The sequence below is a fragment of the Pseudoalteromonas sp. T1lg24 genome, from assembly GCF_002964745.1.
Taxonomy (GTDB): Bacteria; Pseudomonadota; Gammaproteobacteria; order Enterobacterales; family Alteromonadaceae; genus Pseudoalteromonas; species Pseudoalteromonas spongiae.
Map to the genome: position 1 here is coordinate 855,217 of NZ_PQCB01000033.1, position 19,177 is coordinate 874,393.

The window sequence follows — 19,177 nt, forward strand, 5'->3', positions numbered from 1 at the left end:
GGTATAAATGAACATGGATCTTGATTTTGATATTCATCCACAATTTGAAGCATTCTATATTGAAAGTATGCTTTGGCATACCAATTCCGCATTAGACGCGGCAAAGGTGGTCGGTGAATGGATAGAGCTAGTCGTAGCTAATGATGAAAAAGCACTAGAACTACCGAAAGATAAGCTATTCGAACAGCTTCAGCTTATTATCCAGCACGCAGCTTCTTTGTCTAAATACCTTTGGCCTATTCGAGGTGGAGTAAATAGTTCTCATCAGAAAAGAGGAAGGAAAATACGGAGTGCTCTATACACCGATGACAGCAGCTCTTTAAAGTGTAGAAAGCTCAGAGATGGAATGGAGCATTTTGACGAAAAGCTAGATAAATACTTGGAGAAAAATCAGGTTGGGGAGTTTTTACCAAGTGATGTAAGAGCGGAGGTTCCAGTAAGTGAGGTTCCTTTACATATATTCAAAGGCTTCTACATTAACCCTCGCGTATTCGTGCTATTAGGCAATGAATACGAGCTTTTGCCTATTGTTGCTGAGGTTGTTCGAATTCATGATTTACTTATGGGCTTTGTAAACTCTGGCTATCGATTTCCATATGAGTAAACACATACAAACCAATCAACTTCGCGACTATGGTGCGGGACGCAGCAACGCTGCGCCGGTTATTGAGGTGTTGGACAGTAGTTGGCACAAAGCGGAAGTAACCCGCTGAATTTCATTATATATCTGACAGTAATGAGCGAATAGCGGTCATTGGGAAATTGTTACTCATCACTAATTCTATGTCCTGTTGCTATGTGTTTCTCCTAAATTCAGGCAAACGACTCATTTGGTCGTTTTTATCCTTTTTATTATTTCTACAATGATTAAAAGTTTATCTGTAGCAACAAGTTAGCTAGTGTGGTAGAAGTGGTACAATGATAAATTGCCCCGCGGCTCGGTAGAAAACGTTCCAATGGGTCGAAATTTAATTGCTTTTCAATTAAACAACAGGAGCGCATTTTGGAGGTTGTTTTTTCTGCCTCGGCTTTATTTTCTATAGCTCTACTGCATGGTGGTGTCTTTTTTGCTGTGGGTGGTAAATGCGCGTATGACTTTTTCTATAAAAAGAAATATGGTGTTTTGAGGATCATGGGAGTAGTTATTTTAATACCTATTGCTTTATTAGAGCTTGGGCAATTAGCTAGCTATTCCTTTAGAATTATTGGTCACTCGATGGGTATAACAAACTATGAAACTATTTCAGGAAAAATAAAAGGTTATGAATACACATCTAGGACGACAGAAAAAGTTATCTTTGAGAATGGTTCGTCACTAGAGCATCCATGGATATCTTTCACATGTTTCGACCAAAAACTTAGAAATTATAAGAACATAACCTTTAGTAAAACATATGAAGTGAAAATTGGTGATTATGTTGAGATTGATTATCTTGGTGGGGAAAATGAAGCTGAGTGTATAATCGAAATTAGAAAACATTACAATGAAAATTGAAAAGTACGGACAAAAACCAGTTGGTTTTTTTCGTATCTCACAAATTTTAGTCAACTAAATTTAGCCGTTTATTTGCGACATTACCACCGTCAGTTGTTGGCACAAAGCGGAAGTAACCCTATGAATTTCATTATGTAACTGACAGTAATGAGCGAATTACGGCCATTGAATAAATTACACCATGCACATATCAAACTCTTATTTTTTTAAGTAAAAATTATTCCTTTTCATTTCTTAATAATTACTTCCCCCTTAATAATATTAACAGGCAATTTGCCTGTTTTCCTCAACTCACAAAATGTTAATTGGCAAATAACTATCTGACTAGTAACAACAAATTATTAGTGTTATAAATTACTTCAGAATGTAAACAGGCGATGTTGCGGTAGAAAAAGAGGCAACTTGCCTCTTAATAAACTGTTATGTGTGAAGATGAAGATTCGATTATCAATTCTAGCTATGGTGTTCTTATCAGGTTGCTCTACAGGCACCTACGAATCAACATCTGAGGCTATATTAGGCTCTGAACTGGGCCAGTCATCTAGTCTTTTATTACAATGGTGGATTCCATCTGATAAGAGTTATGAATACCGCCTTTCAGACCATGAGAAAAACGTTCGAGATAAAAATCTAGAGAATTGTATTGAATCTCTCGGTAAGGAATATCCTAAACCACCAAACACTGAAATTCGGGCTATTCAAATTTTAGAATGTATGAGGAAAAAAGGCTGGAAACTGTTTCGTGAAGAAATTGAGATCTCCTAGAAACACATAACAAGCCCATTAAAAAGCGCCGGCAAATACACGCCGGCTGGACGCCCAACACTCCGGGCGCTTTGTGTTGTCGCTGCGCTCCAAATTAACACAAAGCAACCTACGTATTGGCCGCCTTTTATGAGGGCGTTACGAATGACAGTTGTTGGCACAAAGCGGAAGTAACCCTCTGAATTTCATTATGTATCTGGCAGAAATGAGCGAACTTCGGCCATTCAAAATTGCTTTTCTATTTCGTCACAGTATATTGCTTTCATAGTCAGGAAAATGACCTAATCACTCAGTTTGGTAACCTTCTAAGAGTTATAACTGCTGTCAAATAGTTATTAAGTTTGTTACAAATGAGTCATTCATAAAAACGAGCTACGCTTTGTTAGAAAAACACTCTATTAGCTCGCTATAAACATGTTAGGGTTATAAGGAGCAACTAATCAAATCCCTGTGGTACATTCATTTTAATAGTGAAAAATCAATTAAGAACTCAGTGGTTGAAGTTCGTAAAAATAACAAATACTGGCCAAATAGAGCTTCGAAAAGCTCTATGAGTCAAATTGGGACTGCGCTTTCATTGTTGGTTTGTGCTTTAGTCCCATATATTAAGCCATTAGCTAATTATTTCGAAATAAGTGAAATTATCATTTTCATAGGCTTTTACTTCGTTTTTTATGTCTCAATCAATATTGTTGTTTGTAAATATTTATCAAACCCGTTACTTATTAAAAAGTATAAAAATAGATACTTAGGGCATAAAACAAGTAAAGAGCTATTTTTTGCTGAACACTCAATAGTTTTTTTATATATTTGGAGCCTAATTACTGGGATAGCGCTCGCAATTAAGAGTACGCCTCTTTTATTAATATCTTTGTTTGCTATTGCGACATTTGAATTTTGGGCTTGTAGACGATTTATAATAAAGCGATCTGAACAAAGCCGTTAAACCAACGACTCAAGACAGTAGGCTTGAACTCATTCGTCGCCAATTTTTGTGTGTTTTTTTGTGTCGCTTACGGCAGACGCCACGAATGACAGTTGTTGGCACGTAGCAGCCCGAGTGCTGATTAACCTTGTCTTAAATCGAACAGCCAAAATAATAACTGGCGAGAAGCTTAATCTATATCGAAGATCCAAGGCTACCTTCAAAAAAACCGAAATAGCTTGAGGAATAGTGAACTTACTTAGAAGAAGAGTGCGCATAGAGGTTTTAAGATCAGTGGTTATTTCGTAACTCAGACTTTAATTGGCAGTGACTCAACGCGTTGCCTACAGTCTTGTTTGTCGGAATACTTAGATGAATTTTTTTCTCTTTAGTATTAATACCGCAAAGAGAAGTGTGGAAAAGTACTATCACAAATACAACTTTTCTCCTTTATTTGTTAACAAAAAATGCCAGTCAGAATTCCTGACTGGCAAGTATATCTTGACTATTAATCTAGTAATTAATTAGCTTTAATTCTTCTACCAAGTAGGCCAAGTAGCATTAAACTTAACCAAGCTAAGCTGCCGCTTGAATCTTTTTCTTCCGGCGGTGTTGGCAGTTCAGCCAAGTTTGTAACTACGAAGCTTATACTCTCAGTAACGGTTTGCTCACCGGCTTTTACTGTGATATCAAAAGTTACTGTTTCGTCTTTTGTTACACTTGGTAAAGTCATGGCAAACGTATTAGCTGACTGTGTAAATGAAACCGTTACACCTGAAGTTTGCGTAAGTGTAATTTCATCTGCTTCAATCGATGTTGTTACTTTTAACGCAAGGTCAGTTTCTTCTAAAGCCGAGCTTGGAGTATCAACAGTTACAGTTAATGGCGTTACTTCTTCTTCACAGTTAGATGCGTAAATAGCTGCAACCCAATCAGGATTATCAATAAACGGATTACGGTTACCTTGGAACTCAAATATCTCCTCATTACGCTCAATTTCAAACGCATCAACCGGATCGTCAAAGTGCCATTGGTAAAGCGAACACAGCTTACCTAGTTTACCGACAGGCTCTTCAATACCTGAACGAGGTGTTTCGACTTCGTCGATTAGAAGTAAGTCAGGCATACTTGCATCACTACCCGTTTCGTACCTTACATCCATGTAAAACATCATTCGTGCAACGTCGCCTTTAACTGCATCTCTTGGCTCCCATGAGATTGAACCATTCTTTAAGTTCTCTGTGCTTCTGAGACTGGGTCGCCACCTTTATCAAAGTCATTATCGCTTCGTTGTGTATTCATTGATACATCAGCGGGGCGAAGGTGATGAATATCCGTATAACCAAGTTGGTTTCTTTCAGGAAAGCCATGGCTTTTTGCCCACACATGCTCACGGTTCCAGTAGTCTTGATTACTTGAATTTGCCCCTGAACCATTATGGGCTTTTGGAATTGATTTACCGGAATAGATCAGCATCAAATTATCTGTGTTACTTGGGTCTTCATCAGTATGGGTAAGCGCAGTCCAGACTTCTGAATAAGTCAGCTGTTTGTAATCAACACTAATATCTTGCGAAAGTGCAGCTTTAAACGAAACTAAATCATCGCTCGATGCAGTAAGGGCATTGCTATAATAAGTTTCAAACTTGTAGTCAGCTCTATTCTTAATCTTTTCTAAATCAGGGCAGTTAGTACAAACTTCATCGCCCCCAGGGTCCGTACCATCATCAATTTTCGTACCTTCTCCTGGTAATGGCTCTGTGCCATCACATGCGACTTCTTTTGCGCAACCTAAACCATCAGAGGTATCTTTATCGAACACCACCCATTCGGTCATATTTGGCGCAAAGTCATCATCTTGAACTGTGTCACCTTGTACTACTGTTTCTAGTCGTCTTAGTGTTTTATCTTTTGAGTTAAAGCCATTATCATTCGACCATTCTTTGCGTTCGCCAACTTGACCAAATACATCAACAACCCCGTCGGCATTCACTAACACAATAGCATCATCGCCATTAAAGTTTATTACAGAACTTGCTTCAATACCTTGAGGCGCTGACTTTTTAAATGCATCAGTAGCACCGCTATTGAAGACCACAATACTTGACTGCGGCACTAATAAACCTTGTAAATGCACTTCAGCATTGGCCGTTGTTGCACCATTTGAATAGAGTTGCAGTTTGTAACCTGAAGGGGCTAAATCAACATCAGAGCCACCAACATTTGAAATTTCAATAACCTTATTGCTTCCGCCACCTTCTACATATTCTGTGATCACCACAATACCAGGATCTGAAGGCGCCTCGAATTCTGGTAATGGTTGTGTACCATCACATGCCGCTTCACTAGCACAACCTAAACCATTACTGGTGTTCTTTTCGAAATGAGTCCATTGAGCCATTTGACTGGTAAAGTCGTCTTCAGCATTGTTATCGCCTTGAACAACGCTATCTAATCGCCTTAAGGTAGTGTCTTTTGAATTAAAGCCAGCATCATTTTGCCATTGCTTTCTTACACCTAATTGACCAAAAGTATCAACGATGCCTGAACTGTTACTTAAAATAACTACGTCATCACCATTGAAATTGATTACACTACTTGACCCTAAACCTTGAGGTTCAGGTTTTTTAAATTCGTCTGTGGCATTATTGTTATAGATGACGATGCTTGAACCAGGGACGAGCTTACCTGTCAACGCTTGTTCCGCATTTGCAGTAGTTGCGCCATTAGAGTATAGAGAAAGTTTATAACCCTCAGCCCCCAATAAAACATCGGTAGTGCCTAAATTGGATATTTCGATAGCTTTATTGTTTGAACTACCTTCCACGTATTCAGTCATCACTACATTTGCATGCACATTAAATATGCTAGAAGCGACCAACATTGGTATTATTTTTTTCATTGAAAACACTCAAGTTTTAATTGTTTTTGGGAGAAGTACACCTTGAAAGAGCACCACTGTACATTAAAATATAATGATTTAGATAAAGTAAGAACTAGTTATTAAAATTCAGAGTTACTCAGGGTATTTGTATATTAAACAATGTGATAGGGTTGTTAAAATAAGTTTATTTATAGTTATAAGTAAATTAAATAAAAAGAAATATTAACAAATAATTAAGCTAAGCTCGTATCGTGGGCATTTTTCAACTAGTTGAAGTGCGATTTACTCACATCAAATACTTTCGAGTAGTTAGAGCACTGAAAAGGAATTATCAAATGTGGTTTGTAGCCAATACAACAACCCCTCCTAAGTTTTACAAGGCAGATAAAAGTCTGATCTCGGTATCTGCTATAGAGTGGATTACTGAACGATATGATGAATTTGGCAATTTACTTTGGCAAGGAACAGAAACAATTAAAGATAATCATCAAGCAATTCATGCGCTGTATGAAAGCGGTGTAAAAGGCTATAAAACAAAAGAAGATGCAAAAGCGTTTGCTAAAACGCTTGGCCCAAAAACATGGAATTACTTCAACTTAAAATAACTAAATGATTATCAGACTCTAGTTTGAAACCTAATAGTAATAATTTTTCATAGATTCTTCTGTCCCCAATTCTATACTGCATTCAGTCGCTGACTTTTTTACTTGTAATTATTTAGCCTGTAGCAGTTCATTAACGCGAACGAAACCGCCTAAAAATTTACTATCTCGAACTTTTATCATTCAAAATGCGATTAGTTCATGTAAGTGAACTAATAAGGTGATTTCATGTGGCAATTTGATATGCTTCATTGAGAGCTTGAATAATTTGGCAGGCAGATATACAGTGAAATTATAGAGAATAAAGTGAAGTATTTTATGGTAGAAATTATCTATTTCTTATTGCCTCTTTCGATGTTGGTTGGTGCCGCGGTTTACCTTAAAAATTCAAAAAATGAAACTAGCAAGTAGCCTCATAAGAAAAATGAAAGAGAGTCATAAAGATTATTTCTAGCTATGTAGTTATATTTTATTCTACGTTCGACGAGCAACGCTTCTAAGAGCTTTCTTGTGTTTATATAGCTACTTAGGTTTTGTAATGGCTTAGATGCTTTTATATAGTCATTTGGTGAGTTTACTTTTGATGATAGTGTGTTTAGCTCTTTGAATAAGGGCGATATATCATAATTAGGTTCATAGTGGCAAAGTAGGTCGCTACTTACTTCTCTTAGCATGCCTTTTTTTACTAAAGACAAACAGTCATTTCTGCTAAAGTTAAATTCTCGCTCCATCGCAGACTGACTCATTAAAACTGAATCTTCCAATGTACTTATAAAGCTAACAATATTAGGCTTTTTGGAATTAAAAACTGGCCAGCTATTGCGCATGTTCATCATAGTTAAATCGAACCAAGCCCCTTTTATATTATTTGGATAAATTGAGTTATCCAGATTCTGTGATTCTTTATCGTCTTGGTCACTAAGAATTAACAGCGTTTTATTCATTTCTGATATTACATTTCCCACAGGGAAGTATTTATGCTGAGGTTCTATTTTTGAGATGTCTTTTGTTAACAAGATGGTTGCAATCAATAAATCGTCAATTTGGCTTTTTGATAGTTCGCACAGGTTGTTATTTTGGGGTTTGAGTGGCTTTAAGCAATAATAATTTGAGCACTTTGCGTTAAGTAGCGGAACATCCCAATCGAGTTCTTCGTTACATTGACTGCAAGACGAGATTAATGAACATTGGTGTTCTTCACAGTAGGTAAGATATAAATCAAGCCATTCTGTTTTTATAAAGCCATATTTTTTTAAGCATTCAGGGCATACTTTAACACCGATGTAGTGAGTTGGTTGTAGCCGCTTTGATTGATACGAATTAATAGGTAAAGAAGACTCTATTTTTTCGAATAAATGCAGTTTGCTGAGCCTCGCGATTGCTTTTTTTCTGTGAGGTTCTAGCAAAGTGGGTATGTAATATTCTAAGAAAACGTCATGAATACTGAGCAACCCTTTATATTTCAGTAACCTTAGGATTGAGCTAAGGTAATATTCCTCAGCAATCTGAATTGGTTTATCTGAGGTCATATTGCTTAATGAGCTTTGAGATACGACGCTGCACAAAATCTTTTCGGCAACTACGGGGGTTAAAAGGATTTACTTCTTTTGTGGTATCACAAATCTGATAACTTTCGAAAAATAGTTCCATGGGATTCTCTGTTTGGTTCTTATCTACAAATGAGAAAAGTCTATCTATGAAACCGATTTTCCCTTGGGACGCTACATAAATTCTGTCTAGTAAGTCTTCATTTTCCACATCAATCCTAAGGCTATGTTTTGATTTAAAAAAAGCGATTGTTTCTTGCCAGTCTTGGTTTCTGCGGTTTAAATGATTTAGGCTAACTGGTGCGAGAAATCGAGAAGAAAGTTGCTCTTCTCTGGCTAATCCTTGCCCATCGGAGAGGTAGTCGAGTTCGATGATGCGAGTAACAGAAGGCGTACCCATCAAAACTGTTGGAATAGCGCATAAGTTTATAATAGAGACCAAAGTTTTCGCCATTTGCTGCGCTTTTATACCATCTTTGTCAGGTAGACACTCTTGCACTTCATCTAGAATAAGCATTTCAATATTACGCTCTTGAATGATGCGCTTTAACTGATGTAACGCGCCACTAAATGATGGTCGGCGGTTCAAAATTGGTACACCAATGGCTTCTATTATTTGAGCAACGAAGTTAAGAGAGCTCGACGGTTGACAAAGCTCGACGTAAATAACACTTTTATGTTTATCATCGTCTGTATACTTAGCTTCGTACCATTCGCCCAATGAAGATTTCCCTGAGCCACTTAAGCCAGTGATAATGAGAGAGTATTTCCTATCTCCAGCTTGTTTATGCACTTCACTAATTCTACCTACGATTGACTTAAAACTCGCGTGGCAATATATATGACTACTCATCATTATTTTCTCCAAAAAGTGAATCAAAATTGTCTGTGTCTCGGTCCAAAAAAGAGTCTTTTGGCATTTTTGTGTCCAGTGTGTGAGCCTCGAAATCAACCGACATTGTTGAGTTTGGTTTGATAGCACTGGATTTAGCCTCAGATAGCAATTCGTCAATCATGCTGGGTGTTACTTTGCTAATATCAATCGCATCTTTTTCTTTCTTATCTTCATCAGCTTTTTTAATTCCGGATTTCTTTGGTAGTACGGGATAGCTTATTTGAGTGCGCTGTTCTATTTTCGTACTCTTAAGGCCTTCCATCGATTTATAGGCTATTTCAGATGTTTCATCAGGCACGTTAACTCGATGAGCAGTAATACTAATAGCTTCACTATTTCGGGGTTTGTATACAACAGTAACGACTCTTACGTTAAAGATGCTGTATAAAACATTTACGAAGAGGTCTTTATTTTTCTGTTTATACTCATCGAATAACTCTTTTAATCCATATCCATCATCGGGACATGAGTAAAGTGAATTATCAAAGAAAACAGTGCCATTCTTTCTAACTTTTCGCTTAGTGCTATGAATGTGAAATAGATGCTCTAATTCGCATAAATCGGGCTCAGGAAAGTTGTTAATAACTGCTTGCTCGTCCCAGACATGTTGCGGACTTTTGTTCTTCAGACTTGCTTGTTTTGTATTTACATAGTCGCATAAGAAATCATGAAACCGTCGCTCAAACTCGATTTGTGTGATTGAAGCCCTTTTTTCAGCAGGTGTGTGATTTTTTATATCGGTTGGAGTTTCTGTATATCCTTGTACACCTTCCCCGAAGATCTTTTTGCCTGTTTTCTCATCAATGATTGCATAGGGCTGCTTCTCAAAGAAGTTTTCTTTAATCATATCGAAAAACTGCTCAATAAATCCTTTTCCTTGCGGGTAGTAAGGTGGTAGCCTCAAAAAATCTGAACGCGATGAATAAATCACTCCGGTTTTATGAGCTTTCAGTCCAGCTGCGTTATCTCCGACAATCATCATCGGCACGCCGTCGGCGTTGAGAGAGGGGGAGCTACCCGAAATCATTTCTCGATAAAGTTTCTGATATGCCTCAGCGGATTCGCCAGATTTATACTGAATGTGTATCGCAAGTGGATATTTTGAATAGCAGTCTATCGCAGCGAAAATTGTCACAGGGCCAATTGCTTGTCCATTTTCATCAAAGACTTTCAGATTGAAATTTGAGGCGTCAATTTCAACGCGCTCAAGACAAAAACTTGTTTTGACTTTAGTTACATATTTATACCGATATGACTGTTTTAATACTTCAGACGAGTTAGGGTCACTCATCACGCGAACGTACTCAGATATATCTTGAATAGCGCGATTAAATTTTGAAATGCTGTAATGTTTTAGGCCTAATTCGCGCGCTTTTTCTACATATTCTTTGTGGTGCTCTTTTTGCTTCTTGTCAGTATTGCCAGTCGCGCGCTCAATATAGTTTCTGAGTAGTCTTTCAGCTTTACTGTCATCGGGTGTGCACCTTTCACGCGAAGGTTTTAATACGTGGTAAATATCATGTTGACTATCGACATAATTTTTCCACCAATGGCTCAGAGTTTTTCGCTTTGGTGTTGTTAGAATATCAGACTGCGGATATCGTGCGTTAACTAACTGAATAACTAAATTATATGTTTCAGATGAATGCGGTGCTAAATTGCGTTCTTTAACAAGCTCCTCGAGCACTTCAATATAAGGCCTGACTCTCTTCGCATTTTTTAACGCGAGTGATGTAGGTAATGGTAGCTTTTTGTTCTCTTCTATTGGGGTAAGAGCATGCTCTTTTTTAAATAAAAGAAACTTTGATGTATCTAATGTTACGCGACTTATTTTGTTATTCTTATCTGTAAAGGTCAATACAGTTGACAGATGGTCATTAAATACGACATCAACGATTGCACCATTTTCAGCTTTAAATTTGCTTGGACTAACACCCACCTTTCACTCTCCAAACTTTTGTATTTTGAGTGATTGTTTGGCTTAAATCAGTGCTGAAAAAGCCGTTGTATAGTAGCGTTCTGATTGAATGCCCGCGGCCCAGCTTTTCGTTGAGAAATGAGTCAGCAGAAGCGATGTCGATTTGCGATGGTAGCGCCTTACTTAACTCTAAAATTCTTTCAAATCTATTTGTCTCAACTTGATATTTTCGTAAATAGCGGAGGTTCGCAATTAGTTTATAATCAATATCTTCATTGAAGAATAAGCAAAATTTAATATTCGCACGATAAGCGATTTCAGAAGCAAACAGTTTGAGCTTCTCTAGGTAGTTATTTTTCATACCCTTTTTTCGATGTACTTCCCAAATGACTTGTGTACCGCACGCATACTCGGCTAAATAATCAGGTGTATAACGCATACCTGAGAAAGTGAATTTAGCTGGTTGTGCCGTGAAGCGGAGTACATTTGGATCGGCTTCAAGCAAGTGTGCGAAAGCTAATTCGTTGTGCGACATTGTCATGATGCGGCAACCCGTCTTTTGACTGCTTAGATCCGCACGATGCATGCCTCGGCGATAAACGAAAATTTTAGATCTCACCTAAATTCTCCGAATTATAAATTACACTCATGGTATTTACATATAGTACATTAAATGTTCTAATTAAAAGTTTTGTCATTCGGATAATTAATTCCAGTTGTAATAATTTTTTTTGGGGAAATACTGCCAAAAGCCAAAGCTATAAGGCTTTTGAGCTGAATCTACCAACATATCAATATTTGAAATCTAAAATAAAGGGCGTTTTTTAGTGTGCTCTGGTCTTGCGTTGAATTGAGAGTTGTATTTGTTCAATATCAATGATTTATTCTTGGTATTAAGTTTGTAACAAAATATTTTTTTAAAAAAATTAACTGAACGTAATGATTTTATTCCCGTCGCTGGCTTATTACTGTTCTTTCGCTGGCTTATTACTGTTCTTTCGCTGGCTTATTACTGTTCTTTCGCTGGCTTATTACTTGGTTGATTTTTGGTCACTGCAATTTTCCAATAAAAAAATTTATTTTTATAATTTTGTATTAAAATCTTTACGATTTGGGGTGTGGAGTTGTTTTTTGAAGGTGAATGGCAGTGCTATGTTAGGGGAATGTCTGAAACGTTTGGAAAGATGTCGGTAACTTCACAGTCTAGAGCAATTGCAATTGAATAAATAATTGAGGCTGTTACTTGTGTTTTCCCGTTTTCGATACGACTTAAGTAACTTCTATCAATGCCTGCTTTTTCACACACAAATTCTTGATTTAATCCCTTATCAAAACGTAGCATTTTGATGTTTCTACCAATCAACTTTGCAAGTGCTTCATCAAAATTTTTACTCATTGTGAATCGTTTATGCTGAATATTGATCTTTTATACTCGCACATTGACAATCTTTAAAACATAGACAATATTCAAATTATGTTGATTATAAGCAACAAAGGTGGCTTTTATGAACGAAAGGTTTGAATTAATGCATCCCAGTTACCACGCACAAGGGTGGATCCTAGTAAAAGTGACTCCTGAGAAAAGTGACTCTTATTACAAAATTTTTGCTGATTTAGGTCCGCTTGGATGGCGCTTATCATCTGGTTCAAATTCAAGACCCATAAAATTGTCAGAAGTCGATAGTTGGGCGTGGCCGCAATCCTCAGGCTCATTGTACACTCTACCTATCCAGGCGGAAGGGAACCTCGATGAGTATTGTATGGAAGAGCTAACTTTGATTTTAATGAAATCCGAAACACAAGGTATCCAGGTCGAGATTGTCGAGTTAAAAGACGTTATCGGCGAGTTAACCCGCTAATAACGTGCAACAAAGGTTGCTCTAGTAAAGGAATCTATTAGCCCAAAGCCTTTGCCACCGATAGAAAAACGTCGTTCAGTACGAAAACGCCACTTTACGTACTTGAATGGTTCTCTAATGATGGAGTGTTTTTTATCGAACTGTTTGAACAAACTATATTAGAATTGTCAGTTTAGATTTGAGCCGATTTGTTTTCAGCCCAAATCGGTCTTCCATCAAGTAACCATTAAAATGCAGTTCTGTCACAGCACGCTTTGACTTGCTGGGAACGCTCAATATTGTAGAAATCCTACTAGCTAATTTATTCTTCAGGATTCAAAGTAATGGACCCAAAAGAGTTCCTTATGATGAACCACAAAATGAGTTCATGATAGTCTTAAATTCTTTATCTAAGTATGCATCAAATTTCTCATGGTCAATTTTCCCTTGATTAAATAAGCTATTTATTTCTTTTAATGTCAAATGAGAAAATCTAACCCAACCTATTAAATTAAGCCTTGATAGTAATGCTACAGGGTTGCCAGCCCCTCGGATGTAAGCATCGATACCGTCCACCATGCATAGCGCACCATGACCTACCAATAACATCCTTTGTAGTTCTGGAGACCTTATTGGTAAGCAATCTAAAGCTTTTTGTTTATGATAATGGTAAGCCTTTAGTGACCATGAAAAACGGATTATTAGTTCATTGAGAGCAACAGGAATTGCCATTGTTATGCCATGTCGGAAGTCATATCCTTCCTCAAATACTTTGGTTGCGATAGTGGCAAGGGTTTGTTTATTCTCGCCAAACTCACCTACATTGAACATTAAAAACAAGTTATAGAAAGGGATTGGAACACCTGTTCCTCTTCTACCCTGTCCTACAGTTCCAGATGAGCCAGCCCAATCGGACATTATATGGCCAAACCAATTAACAATGCCCGAGAACAGCTTTGCGAGAAATGTATGTCCTTCTAATTCATAATTCTCAGACTTTACAGTAATGATTTCACCATCACTTATGAATGATGAGGTGTTTGTAAACTGGTTCAATACTGAAAAAAATAGGCCGATAATATCTGGGGAATGAGCTAGACTTTTTAAATGGTGGTTTTTTAAAGATAAGTTCTTAACTAAGCCACCTACAGATGCTGTCGTGGCTTGGTCATAATTAACTTTAAACTTCCTCTCTAAGAAACCAATAGCGCTAGCAGTTGGGTTTGAGCCTCTTTCCAACGCTTTTTCTTCATTCCAGCCAAGCAATTTGGCGAATTTCTCAGTGGCTTTCCCAGCAAATGAATCTACTTTATCACCTAGAACCGAGTCGTTCGGTGCACCCACAAATAGTACATCAACTAAACCGGACAGTATTCCGCTAGTTACTGCAATCATGTAATCAATATTGTCACATTTCGTAGGTTGAAAGCTTAACTCATTTTTGATTCGTTGCCGTAATTCAGATTCTTGTGTAGGGCTGAGAAGCCCTTGAAATGGGTCTTTCAGGTCAAGCGCATGCTTCTCTGTATATTTATTTAAACTGAAAATATATTCTTCCCAGTTATACCTTGTATCGATGAAGTCTATTTCCAATTCATCAACTCTAGTAAATTTGGGAGCTTGAGAAGTCATCTCTTCTTTGTCGAGATTCTCAGTTAGTTCCTTGGATAATGAGGGGTTTAAATCTGTTAACAGAAGTGACTCGAGTAGCTCAATTTCAGAAAGAAGAGAGTCGGCTCGCTGTTCTGTTTCATGCTCAAACTCTCTAAGTCTAGTACTGCTACTTTTAATCTCTAGTATTTTTTGTCTAGATTCACTTAGTTGTTTTTTTTGAACTTGAAGTGAAATAGCGCTTTCTAGTTGCTTAGACATTCTAATTGAAAACTCCAGAAAGAGCTTGAGACGCTTTAGCATGTATAGACTTTTTCATATCAAAGTAGCCTAGTTTTGACAGTATCTCTGCTACTTTCTCCAACTCTTTTGTTGATGCAGAAGTATTTAGTTTATAAGTAGGTTTTTTCTCATTAATGTCATCCATAACATAGCGGCCCATTACGAAATGATAGAGTTCTTTTTTCGTAGGTTCGTTACTAAGTTCAAAGAATCGCCCATGGTCTAATATACTAGGACATTTGGTTAAGTTTACTGAGTGTTCAAATACGTCTGCTTTAACACTTGTTTTTTTAAGAGCTGCTACAAATCTTGCTACTCGTTTTTCGGCAAGTATTAACTTTTCTCTATTATCTTCTGAAGAAGCCATGATTTCGTTTAGGGTATTAACCAAGTGGTTAATATCCCCTATGACTTCATGTATAGTAGAGTGTGTTTGCTTTAGAGCTTCCAATAACATAGCTTGTTTGACTTTAAATTTATCAAGCTCATTGACGCCAGAAACACTTCTAACGCCCATATAAGTTAAGAAACCTACAGCACCAATAACTGCCAGTCCTCCAGTCATTCCCATTCCTAACCCCAGAGTTGCTAAGCCTGAGGTAATGCCTGCTGCGGATAAACCTACGACTGAACCTGAAATATATACTGCAGCAATAGGGGCTCCAATGGCAGCGGCTGCAGAGGCTAATTGGGAAGCATTCTCTCTAATTTTGTCATCATCAACTTTTTCATCTAAAATCGCTTGTCCATCTTTAACGGCTTTAAAAGCAAAATCAATTTTTTCATCAGATAGCTCAAACAATTCCTTGTTTTTAATTATAAAATCAAAATCTTTTGCGAGATTGTTCGTTGCAGAGTAATGCGTATTTATGATGTCTTTAACTAGTGAAATCATGATTGATTCATGTTGGCTACCGTCGCTAAGTTCTCTTAATTCATTTATTAAGGAGTCCGAAGTGAGTTTTGTGTCTTCAGAAATGTCACTCACATAATCTAAGATTTCATTTCTCGCTTCATCAGAAAGTTGGAGTCGAGTTCTTAAAAGCAATATTTCGGACAGTTCGGTGGCGTCAATATTCTTATCATCTTCATAAGTCATGTTAACAATAATTTTCAGATAGGCTTTTTTGAATTCATCGGACATTTCTGTCAAAACAAGGATTTGTAGTTCTTCCTTAAAATCTGAAAAGTTGGTAACAATTTGATTTAGGAACTGGGCTAGTTTTTTTTCATTGATCCCATGCATTGATTTTAATGTATGGGTACTAGAAGAAGTTTGTATCACTAAAGATTTTTTAGTTGATTCAATACCAAAACTATTATCAGTTTCTTCTTGGAAAGTAACTTTTTGAATATCTGAATACATAAACTCACCATGTTTATGATGGATCATTCTTTCCCCAGTAAAAATAAAGCCTTCATCACCTTTACCGAATCTGGTGCCATCTTGAATCGCGATAATCGAATTAACTAGAGATTCGCATTTCATTGCTACAGTAGCGTTGTTCAGTTTTTTTTCTGGTATATCAGGAGCTAGGTGAACGTAATCACCTATAGACTCAACATTTTCTCTGATGAAGCTATTAATACTGCTCATGTAGTTTTTCCTTATTTTTAATTGAAAAGACCTGTTGTTGGGAAGTTCCAATTTCTATGATTTTAGATCTATTTAAATATCTAATCTTTTATATGCTCTTCTTTAATTTTTCGATTTCACTTGAAAATAGTTCTGACACAGTGACTTCCTTTCTTAATTTAATATTAGATTAAACTAGAGTTTGAGATATGATCTATTACAAGTTATTTCATGTTGTTGCATGGTTTTTAATCAAAAATTCTGTTTAAAAGTCTTGATATAATCTGAATAAAGCTTTGTTCATCTCTATTTGGTATTGTTTGGAAATATTTATAGATAGCAACTAACGCGCTTGCTATGAATGAAGTTTGACCAATCCAAGTGAAGATGTTTTTCAACCTCTCAAACCTTGCTTCCATAATTTCATGAAATTGAGACCCAGCTTGAGATGCTATTTGGTGTTCTATGAATCCGTGTAAGAGTGTGGCGAACAGAACATAAGTAAATGACCCAACTAAGAGGGCCCCCCACCAAGGTAATTTAGATGAGATTTGAATGACATCACTAATAACGGTGAATAAGCTTTCACTTTTCTTTCTACGATATCGTCTGCCCATAATAAATAACCTCCTTGTTGGATAGGACTTTATAGTAATTAAATTAATTGGTTAGTTAAAGTGTGTGAAATGTCACCTGTAAAGGAACTTTACACCCCCTTATATCAATCAGCAGAAGGTACTATTAAAACTAGAAAAATAAATTAAACTGTATAAATATACAGTTTAATTTATCGCAGTAATGAACGTTATACCTATTAAAGCCGAAGCCGGTATCACTGGTTTTGAATCACCCGCAGCAGAGTATCAAGAACTAGGTCTGTCTCTAGATGAGTTTCTAGTTGCGCATCCAGCGGCAACGCTTATCGGTAATACCGCAGGGGATTCCATGGTCGGAGTTGGAATTTTTAATGATGATCTACTAATTGTCGATAGCGCTGTGGAGGTATTAGATGGCGATGTAGTTATTGCCAATTACAATGATAGCTTTATTTGTAAAATCCTCGATAAAGAACGAGGGTTACTCCTTTCAGCATCTCAATCTTACCCGCCTATAGTTATTAATGAATTGGATACACTTCAGCTGGAAGGTGTCGTTGTAGAGTCAATACGTCAACATCGTAAACGGATTAAGGGGTTTTCATGTGCAGGCATTGAGTCGCTAGGGACAGAGTATCAAGAATTAGGTCTGTCTTTAGATGAGCTACTTATTGAACACCCAACCGCAACTTTTATTGGTATTGCATCGGGGGAGTCAATGGTTGGGGTTGGAATCTTTAGTGGTGATTTATTAATTGTTGATAGAGCTCTAGAAGTGCGTCACGGTGATATTATTGTTGCGAATTATAATGGGAGTTTTACCTGTAAAATTCTCGATAAAGAACGTGGACTACTCCTTTCAGCGTCTCAGTATCACCCCCCCGTTGCTATTAAAGAATTAGACACATTTCAGTTAGAGGGCATTGTTAGCCGCTCAGTACGTTTACACCGTAAACGCAAAGAGGTGTTTTCATGTTTGCGTTAGTGGATGCTGTAGCTTTCTACGCAAGCGCAGAGAAGGTATTTGACCCTACGATAAGGAATAAACCTGTCGTTGTGCTGACCAACAACGACGGCTGTATTTGCGCAGTTTGCCCGATTGCGAGAAAGTTAAAAATCCCTAAGTTTGAACCTTACTTCAAATTAAAGGAGTTCCTCGAAAAACACAATGTAGTCGTGCGTTCGTCTAATTATGAACTCTATGCAGATTTGAGCACGCGCATGATGACTGAGATAAATCGATATAGTGATAATCAATACATCTACTCTATTGATGAGTCTTTTTTACACTTTGAAGGCTTTAATAGCATTGTTAAGGATTGGCATGCATATGGCCATGAAATTAGGCGAAGTGTGTGGCGTAAAACTAAGATACCCGTTGGTGTTGGTTTTGGTCCAACAGCAACATTGTCAAAAGCAGCAAATCATGCCGCAAAAAAACTACTAGGTTTCGATGGGGTTGCAGTGATTGATAATGAAGCATCACGCAAACATATTCTTGGCATGATGGATGTTGGCGATGTCTGGGGGATAGGTAGACGTATCAGTAAAAAGCTGAAAATAATGGGCATTCACACCGCACTCGACTTAGCTAATCAACCAGCAAGGAGAATGCGTAAACAATTTAGCGTTGTATTGGAAAGGACCATAAATGAGTTAAATGGCACCACATGTTTATCTTGGGATGAAGTAAAGCAAAAGAAAAAAGAAGTGTATTCAACACGTTCATTTGGAGAGCGCATTACTGACATACATTCACTCAAATCAGCGTTAGCAGCACATTGCTCTATTGTATCCCGCAAGCTAAGAAAACAAGGTTCTTTAGCAAAGCGGTTAGTGGTTTTTGCGCATAGCTCACCACATGAAAACAATTACTATAAACGTGCATTTATCCATGAGTTTCCGGTCGCATCAAGTGATGCTACTGTTTTCGCTAACGCTGTAAAAAACGTCATAGTGTCGATATATGAACCTGGTGTCCGTTTTTATAAATGTGGCATTGGTGCCATAGAACTTGAAGACGGAATGCATCATCAAGGAGATTTGTTTAATCAATCTCAAGATAAACCAGAGCTAATGAAGTGCTTAGACGAAATAAACAACCGCTTTGGGAGTCATACGCTCAAAATCGCAAGTGAAAAGCAAACTTCATTTTGGAAAATGCGACGAGACTTTTTGTCGCCACGTTACACGACACGTTGGTCTGATATTCCAGTTATTCATTGCTAATCACATTGTAAACAG

18 protein-coding genes are annotated in these 19,177 nt (G+C 37.3%); 8 read left to right on the forward strand and 10 right to left on the reverse strand.

Annotated elements, in window-relative coordinates; all coding sequences use genetic code 11:
- Positions 1–7 precede the first annotated feature (7 nt).
- The 4 genes from C2M30_RS16035 to C2M30_RS16050 all read left to right on the forward strand — a co-directional run bounded on the left by C2M30_RS16035 (position 8) and on the right by C2M30_RS16050 (position 3,206).
- The gene (locus C2M30_RS16035) at positions 8–604 is read left to right on the forward strand and encodes a hypothetical protein (protein WP_105172407.1); all 597 of its coding nucleotides are present in this window, start codon (positions 8–10) and stop codon (positions 602–604) included.
- A gap of 399 nt (positions 605–1,003) precedes the next feature.
- Positions 1,004–1,495: a hypothetical protein gene (locus tag C2M30_RS16040; RefSeq protein WP_105172408.1), complete on the forward strand. Its 492-nt coding sequence runs from the start codon at positions 1,004–1,006 to the stop codon at positions 1,493–1,495.
- Positions 1,496–1,927: 432 nt separating this feature from the next.
- Positions 1,928–2,260 carry a hypothetical protein gene (locus C2M30_RS16045; protein WP_105172409.1) on the forward strand — a complete coding sequence of 111 codons (333 nt, stop codon included), beginning with the start codon at positions 1,928–1,930 and terminating at the stop codon, positions 2,258–2,260.
- Positions 2,261–2,753: 493 nt separating this feature from the next.
- Positions 2,754–3,206, forward strand: a complete 453-nt coding sequence (locus tag C2M30_RS16050; protein WP_105172410.1) for a hypothetical protein — start codon at positions 2,754–2,756, stop codon at positions 3,204–3,206.
- A 499-nt stretch (positions 3,207–3,705) separates the two neighbouring features.
- Here C2M30_RS16050 and C2M30_RS21990 read toward each other — a convergent pair whose 3' ends face one another.
- Positions 3,706–4,404: an endonuclease gene (locus tag C2M30_RS21990; RefSeq protein ID WP_199775911.1), complete on the reverse strand. Its 699-nt coding sequence runs from the start codon at positions 4,402–4,404 to the stop codon at positions 3,706–3,708.
- 11 nt (positions 4,405–4,415) lie between these two features.
- The gene (locus C2M30_RS21650) at positions 4,416–6,086 is read right to left on the reverse strand and encodes a lamin tail domain-containing protein (protein ID WP_199775898.1); all 1,671 of its coding nucleotides are present in this window, start codon (positions 6,084–6,086) and stop codon (positions 4,416–4,418) included.
- Positions 6,087–6,403: 317 nt separating this feature from the next.
- On the opposite strand from C2M30_RS21650, the gene C2M30_RS16070 reads away from it, so the two are divergent.
- Entirely contained in the window at positions 6,404–6,673 is a 270-nt protein-coding gene (locus tag C2M30_RS16070) for a hypothetical protein (protein WP_105172411.1), read from the forward strand.
- 410 nt (positions 6,674–7,083) lie between these two features.
- Here C2M30_RS16070 and C2M30_RS16075 read toward each other — a convergent pair whose 3' ends face one another.
- The 5 genes from C2M30_RS16075 to C2M30_RS16095 form a co-directional block, all read right to left on the reverse strand.
- Positions 7,084–8,199: a hypothetical protein gene (locus C2M30_RS16075; protein ID WP_105172412.1), complete on the reverse strand. Its 1,116-nt coding sequence runs from the start codon at positions 8,197–8,199 to the stop codon at positions 7,084–7,086.
- Positions 8,186–9,073: an ATP-binding protein gene (locus C2M30_RS16080; RefSeq protein ID WP_105172413.1), complete on the reverse strand. Its 888-nt coding sequence runs from the start codon at positions 9,071–9,073 to the stop codon at positions 8,186–8,188. Before C2M30_RS16080 ends, C2M30_RS16075 begins: the two co-directional genes overlap by 14 nt.
- Entirely contained in the window at positions 9,063–11,051 is a 1,989-nt protein-coding gene (locus tag C2M30_RS16085) for a hypothetical protein (protein ID WP_105172414.1), read from the reverse strand. Before C2M30_RS16085 ends, C2M30_RS16080 begins: the two co-directional genes overlap by 11 nt.
- Positions 11,041–11,649, reverse strand: coding sequence for a hypothetical protein (locus tag C2M30_RS16090; protein WP_158683499.1), 609 nt, complete (start codon positions 11,647–11,649; stop codon positions 11,041–11,043). Before C2M30_RS16090 ends, C2M30_RS16085 begins: the two co-directional genes overlap by 11 nt.
- 531 nt (positions 11,650–12,180) lie before the next feature.
- Positions 12,181–12,426, reverse strand: coding sequence for a helix-turn-helix domain-containing protein (locus C2M30_RS16095; protein ID WP_105172416.1), 246 nt, complete (start codon positions 12,424–12,426; stop codon positions 12,181–12,183).
- Positions 12,427–12,535: 109 nt separating this feature from the next.
- On the opposite strand from C2M30_RS16095, the gene C2M30_RS16100 reads away from it, so the two are divergent.
- Positions 12,536–12,889: a hypothetical protein gene (locus C2M30_RS16100; protein WP_105172417.1), complete on the forward strand. Its 354-nt coding sequence runs from the start codon at positions 12,536–12,538 to the stop codon at positions 12,887–12,889.
- Positions 12,890–13,231: 342 nt separating this feature from the next.
- On the opposite strand, the gene C2M30_RS16105 is transcribed toward C2M30_RS16100, so the two are convergent.
- From C2M30_RS16105 to C2M30_RS16115, 3 genes are all read right to left on the reverse strand, one after another.
- Positions 13,232–14,740 (reverse strand): hypothetical protein, encoded by a 1,509-nt coding sequence (locus C2M30_RS16105; protein WP_105172418.1) that lies wholly within the window; start codon positions 14,738–14,740, stop codon positions 13,232–13,234.
- Position 14,741: 1 nt separating this feature from the next.
- On the reverse strand, positions 14,742–16,358 hold the full coding sequence (locus C2M30_RS16110; protein WP_105172419.1) for a hypothetical protein: 1,617 nt from the start codon (positions 16,356–16,358) through the stop codon (positions 14,742–14,744).
- A 227-nt stretch (positions 16,359–16,585) separates the two neighbouring features.
- A complete protein-coding gene (locus tag C2M30_RS16115) occupies positions 16,586–16,954 on the reverse strand; it encodes a hypothetical protein (protein WP_105172420.1) in 369 nt (122 codons plus the stop codon).
- A 181-nt stretch (positions 16,955–17,135) separates the two neighbouring features.
- Here C2M30_RS16115 and C2M30_RS22080 point away from each other — a divergent pair, with 181 nt between their 5' ends.
- Positions 17,136–17,918: a LexA family protein gene (locus C2M30_RS22080; protein ID WP_325050773.1), complete on the forward strand. Its 783-nt coding sequence runs from the start codon at positions 17,136–17,138 to the stop codon at positions 17,916–17,918.
- Positions 17,906–19,162 carry a Y-family DNA polymerase gene (locus C2M30_RS16130; RefSeq protein ID WP_105172421.1) on the forward strand — a complete coding sequence of 419 codons (1,257 nt, stop codon included), beginning with the start codon at positions 17,906–17,908 and terminating at the stop codon, positions 19,160–19,162. The genes C2M30_RS22080 and C2M30_RS16130 overlap by 13 nt, the downstream gene beginning before the upstream one ends.
- Positions 19,163–19,177 lie beyond the last annotated feature (15 nt).

Excerpts from the sequence above, each read along its gene's own strand:
- C2M30_RS16035 (WP_105172407.1), top strand. The coding sequence starts at position 8 with ATGAACATGGATCTTGATTTTGATATTCATCCACAATTTGAAGCATTC.
- C2M30_RS16045 (WP_105172409.1), top strand. The coding sequence starts at position 1,928 with ATGAAGATTCGATTATCAATTCTAGCTATGGTGTTCTTATCAGGTTGC.
- C2M30_RS21650 (WP_199775898.1), bottom strand. The coding sequence starts at position 6,086 with ATGAAAAAAATAATACCAATGTTGGTCGCTTCTAGCATATTTAATGTG.
- C2M30_RS16070 (WP_105172411.1), top strand. The coding sequence starts at position 6,404 with ATGTGGTTTGTAGCCAATACAACAACCCCTCCTAAGTTTTACAAGGCA.
- C2M30_RS16075 (WP_105172412.1), bottom strand. The coding sequence starts at position 8,199 with ATGACCTCAGATAAACCAATTCAGATTGCTGAGGAATATTACCTTAGC.
- C2M30_RS16080 (WP_105172413.1), bottom strand. The coding sequence starts at position 9,073 with ATGATGAGTAGTCATATATATTGCCACGCGAGTTTTAAGTCAATCGTA.
- C2M30_RS16095 (WP_105172416.1), bottom strand. The coding sequence starts at position 12,426 with ATGAGTAAAAATTTTGATGAAGCACTTGCAAAGTTGATTGGTAGAAAC.
- C2M30_RS16100 (WP_105172417.1), top strand. The coding sequence starts at position 12,536 with ATGAACGAAAGGTTTGAATTAATGCATCCCAGTTACCACGCACAAGGG.
- C2M30_RS16105 (WP_105172418.1), bottom strand. The coding sequence starts at position 14,740 with ATGTCTAAGCAACTAGAAAGCGCTATTTCACTTCAAGTTCAAAAAAAA.
- C2M30_RS16110 (WP_105172419.1), bottom strand. The coding sequence starts at position 16,358 with ATGAGCAGTATTAATAGCTTCATCAGAGAAAATGTTGAGTCTATAGGT.
- C2M30_RS16115 (WP_105172420.1), bottom strand. The coding sequence starts at position 16,954 with ATGGGCAGACGATATCGTAGAAAGAAAAGTGAAAGCTTATTCACCGTT.
- C2M30_RS22080 (WP_325050773.1), top strand. The coding sequence starts at position 17,136 with ATGAACGTTATACCTATTAAAGCCGAAGCCGGTATCACTGGTTTTGAA.
- C2M30_RS16130 (WP_105172421.1), top strand. The coding sequence starts at position 17,906 with ATGTTTGCGTTAGTGGATGCTGTAGCTTTCTACGCAAGCGCAGAGAAG.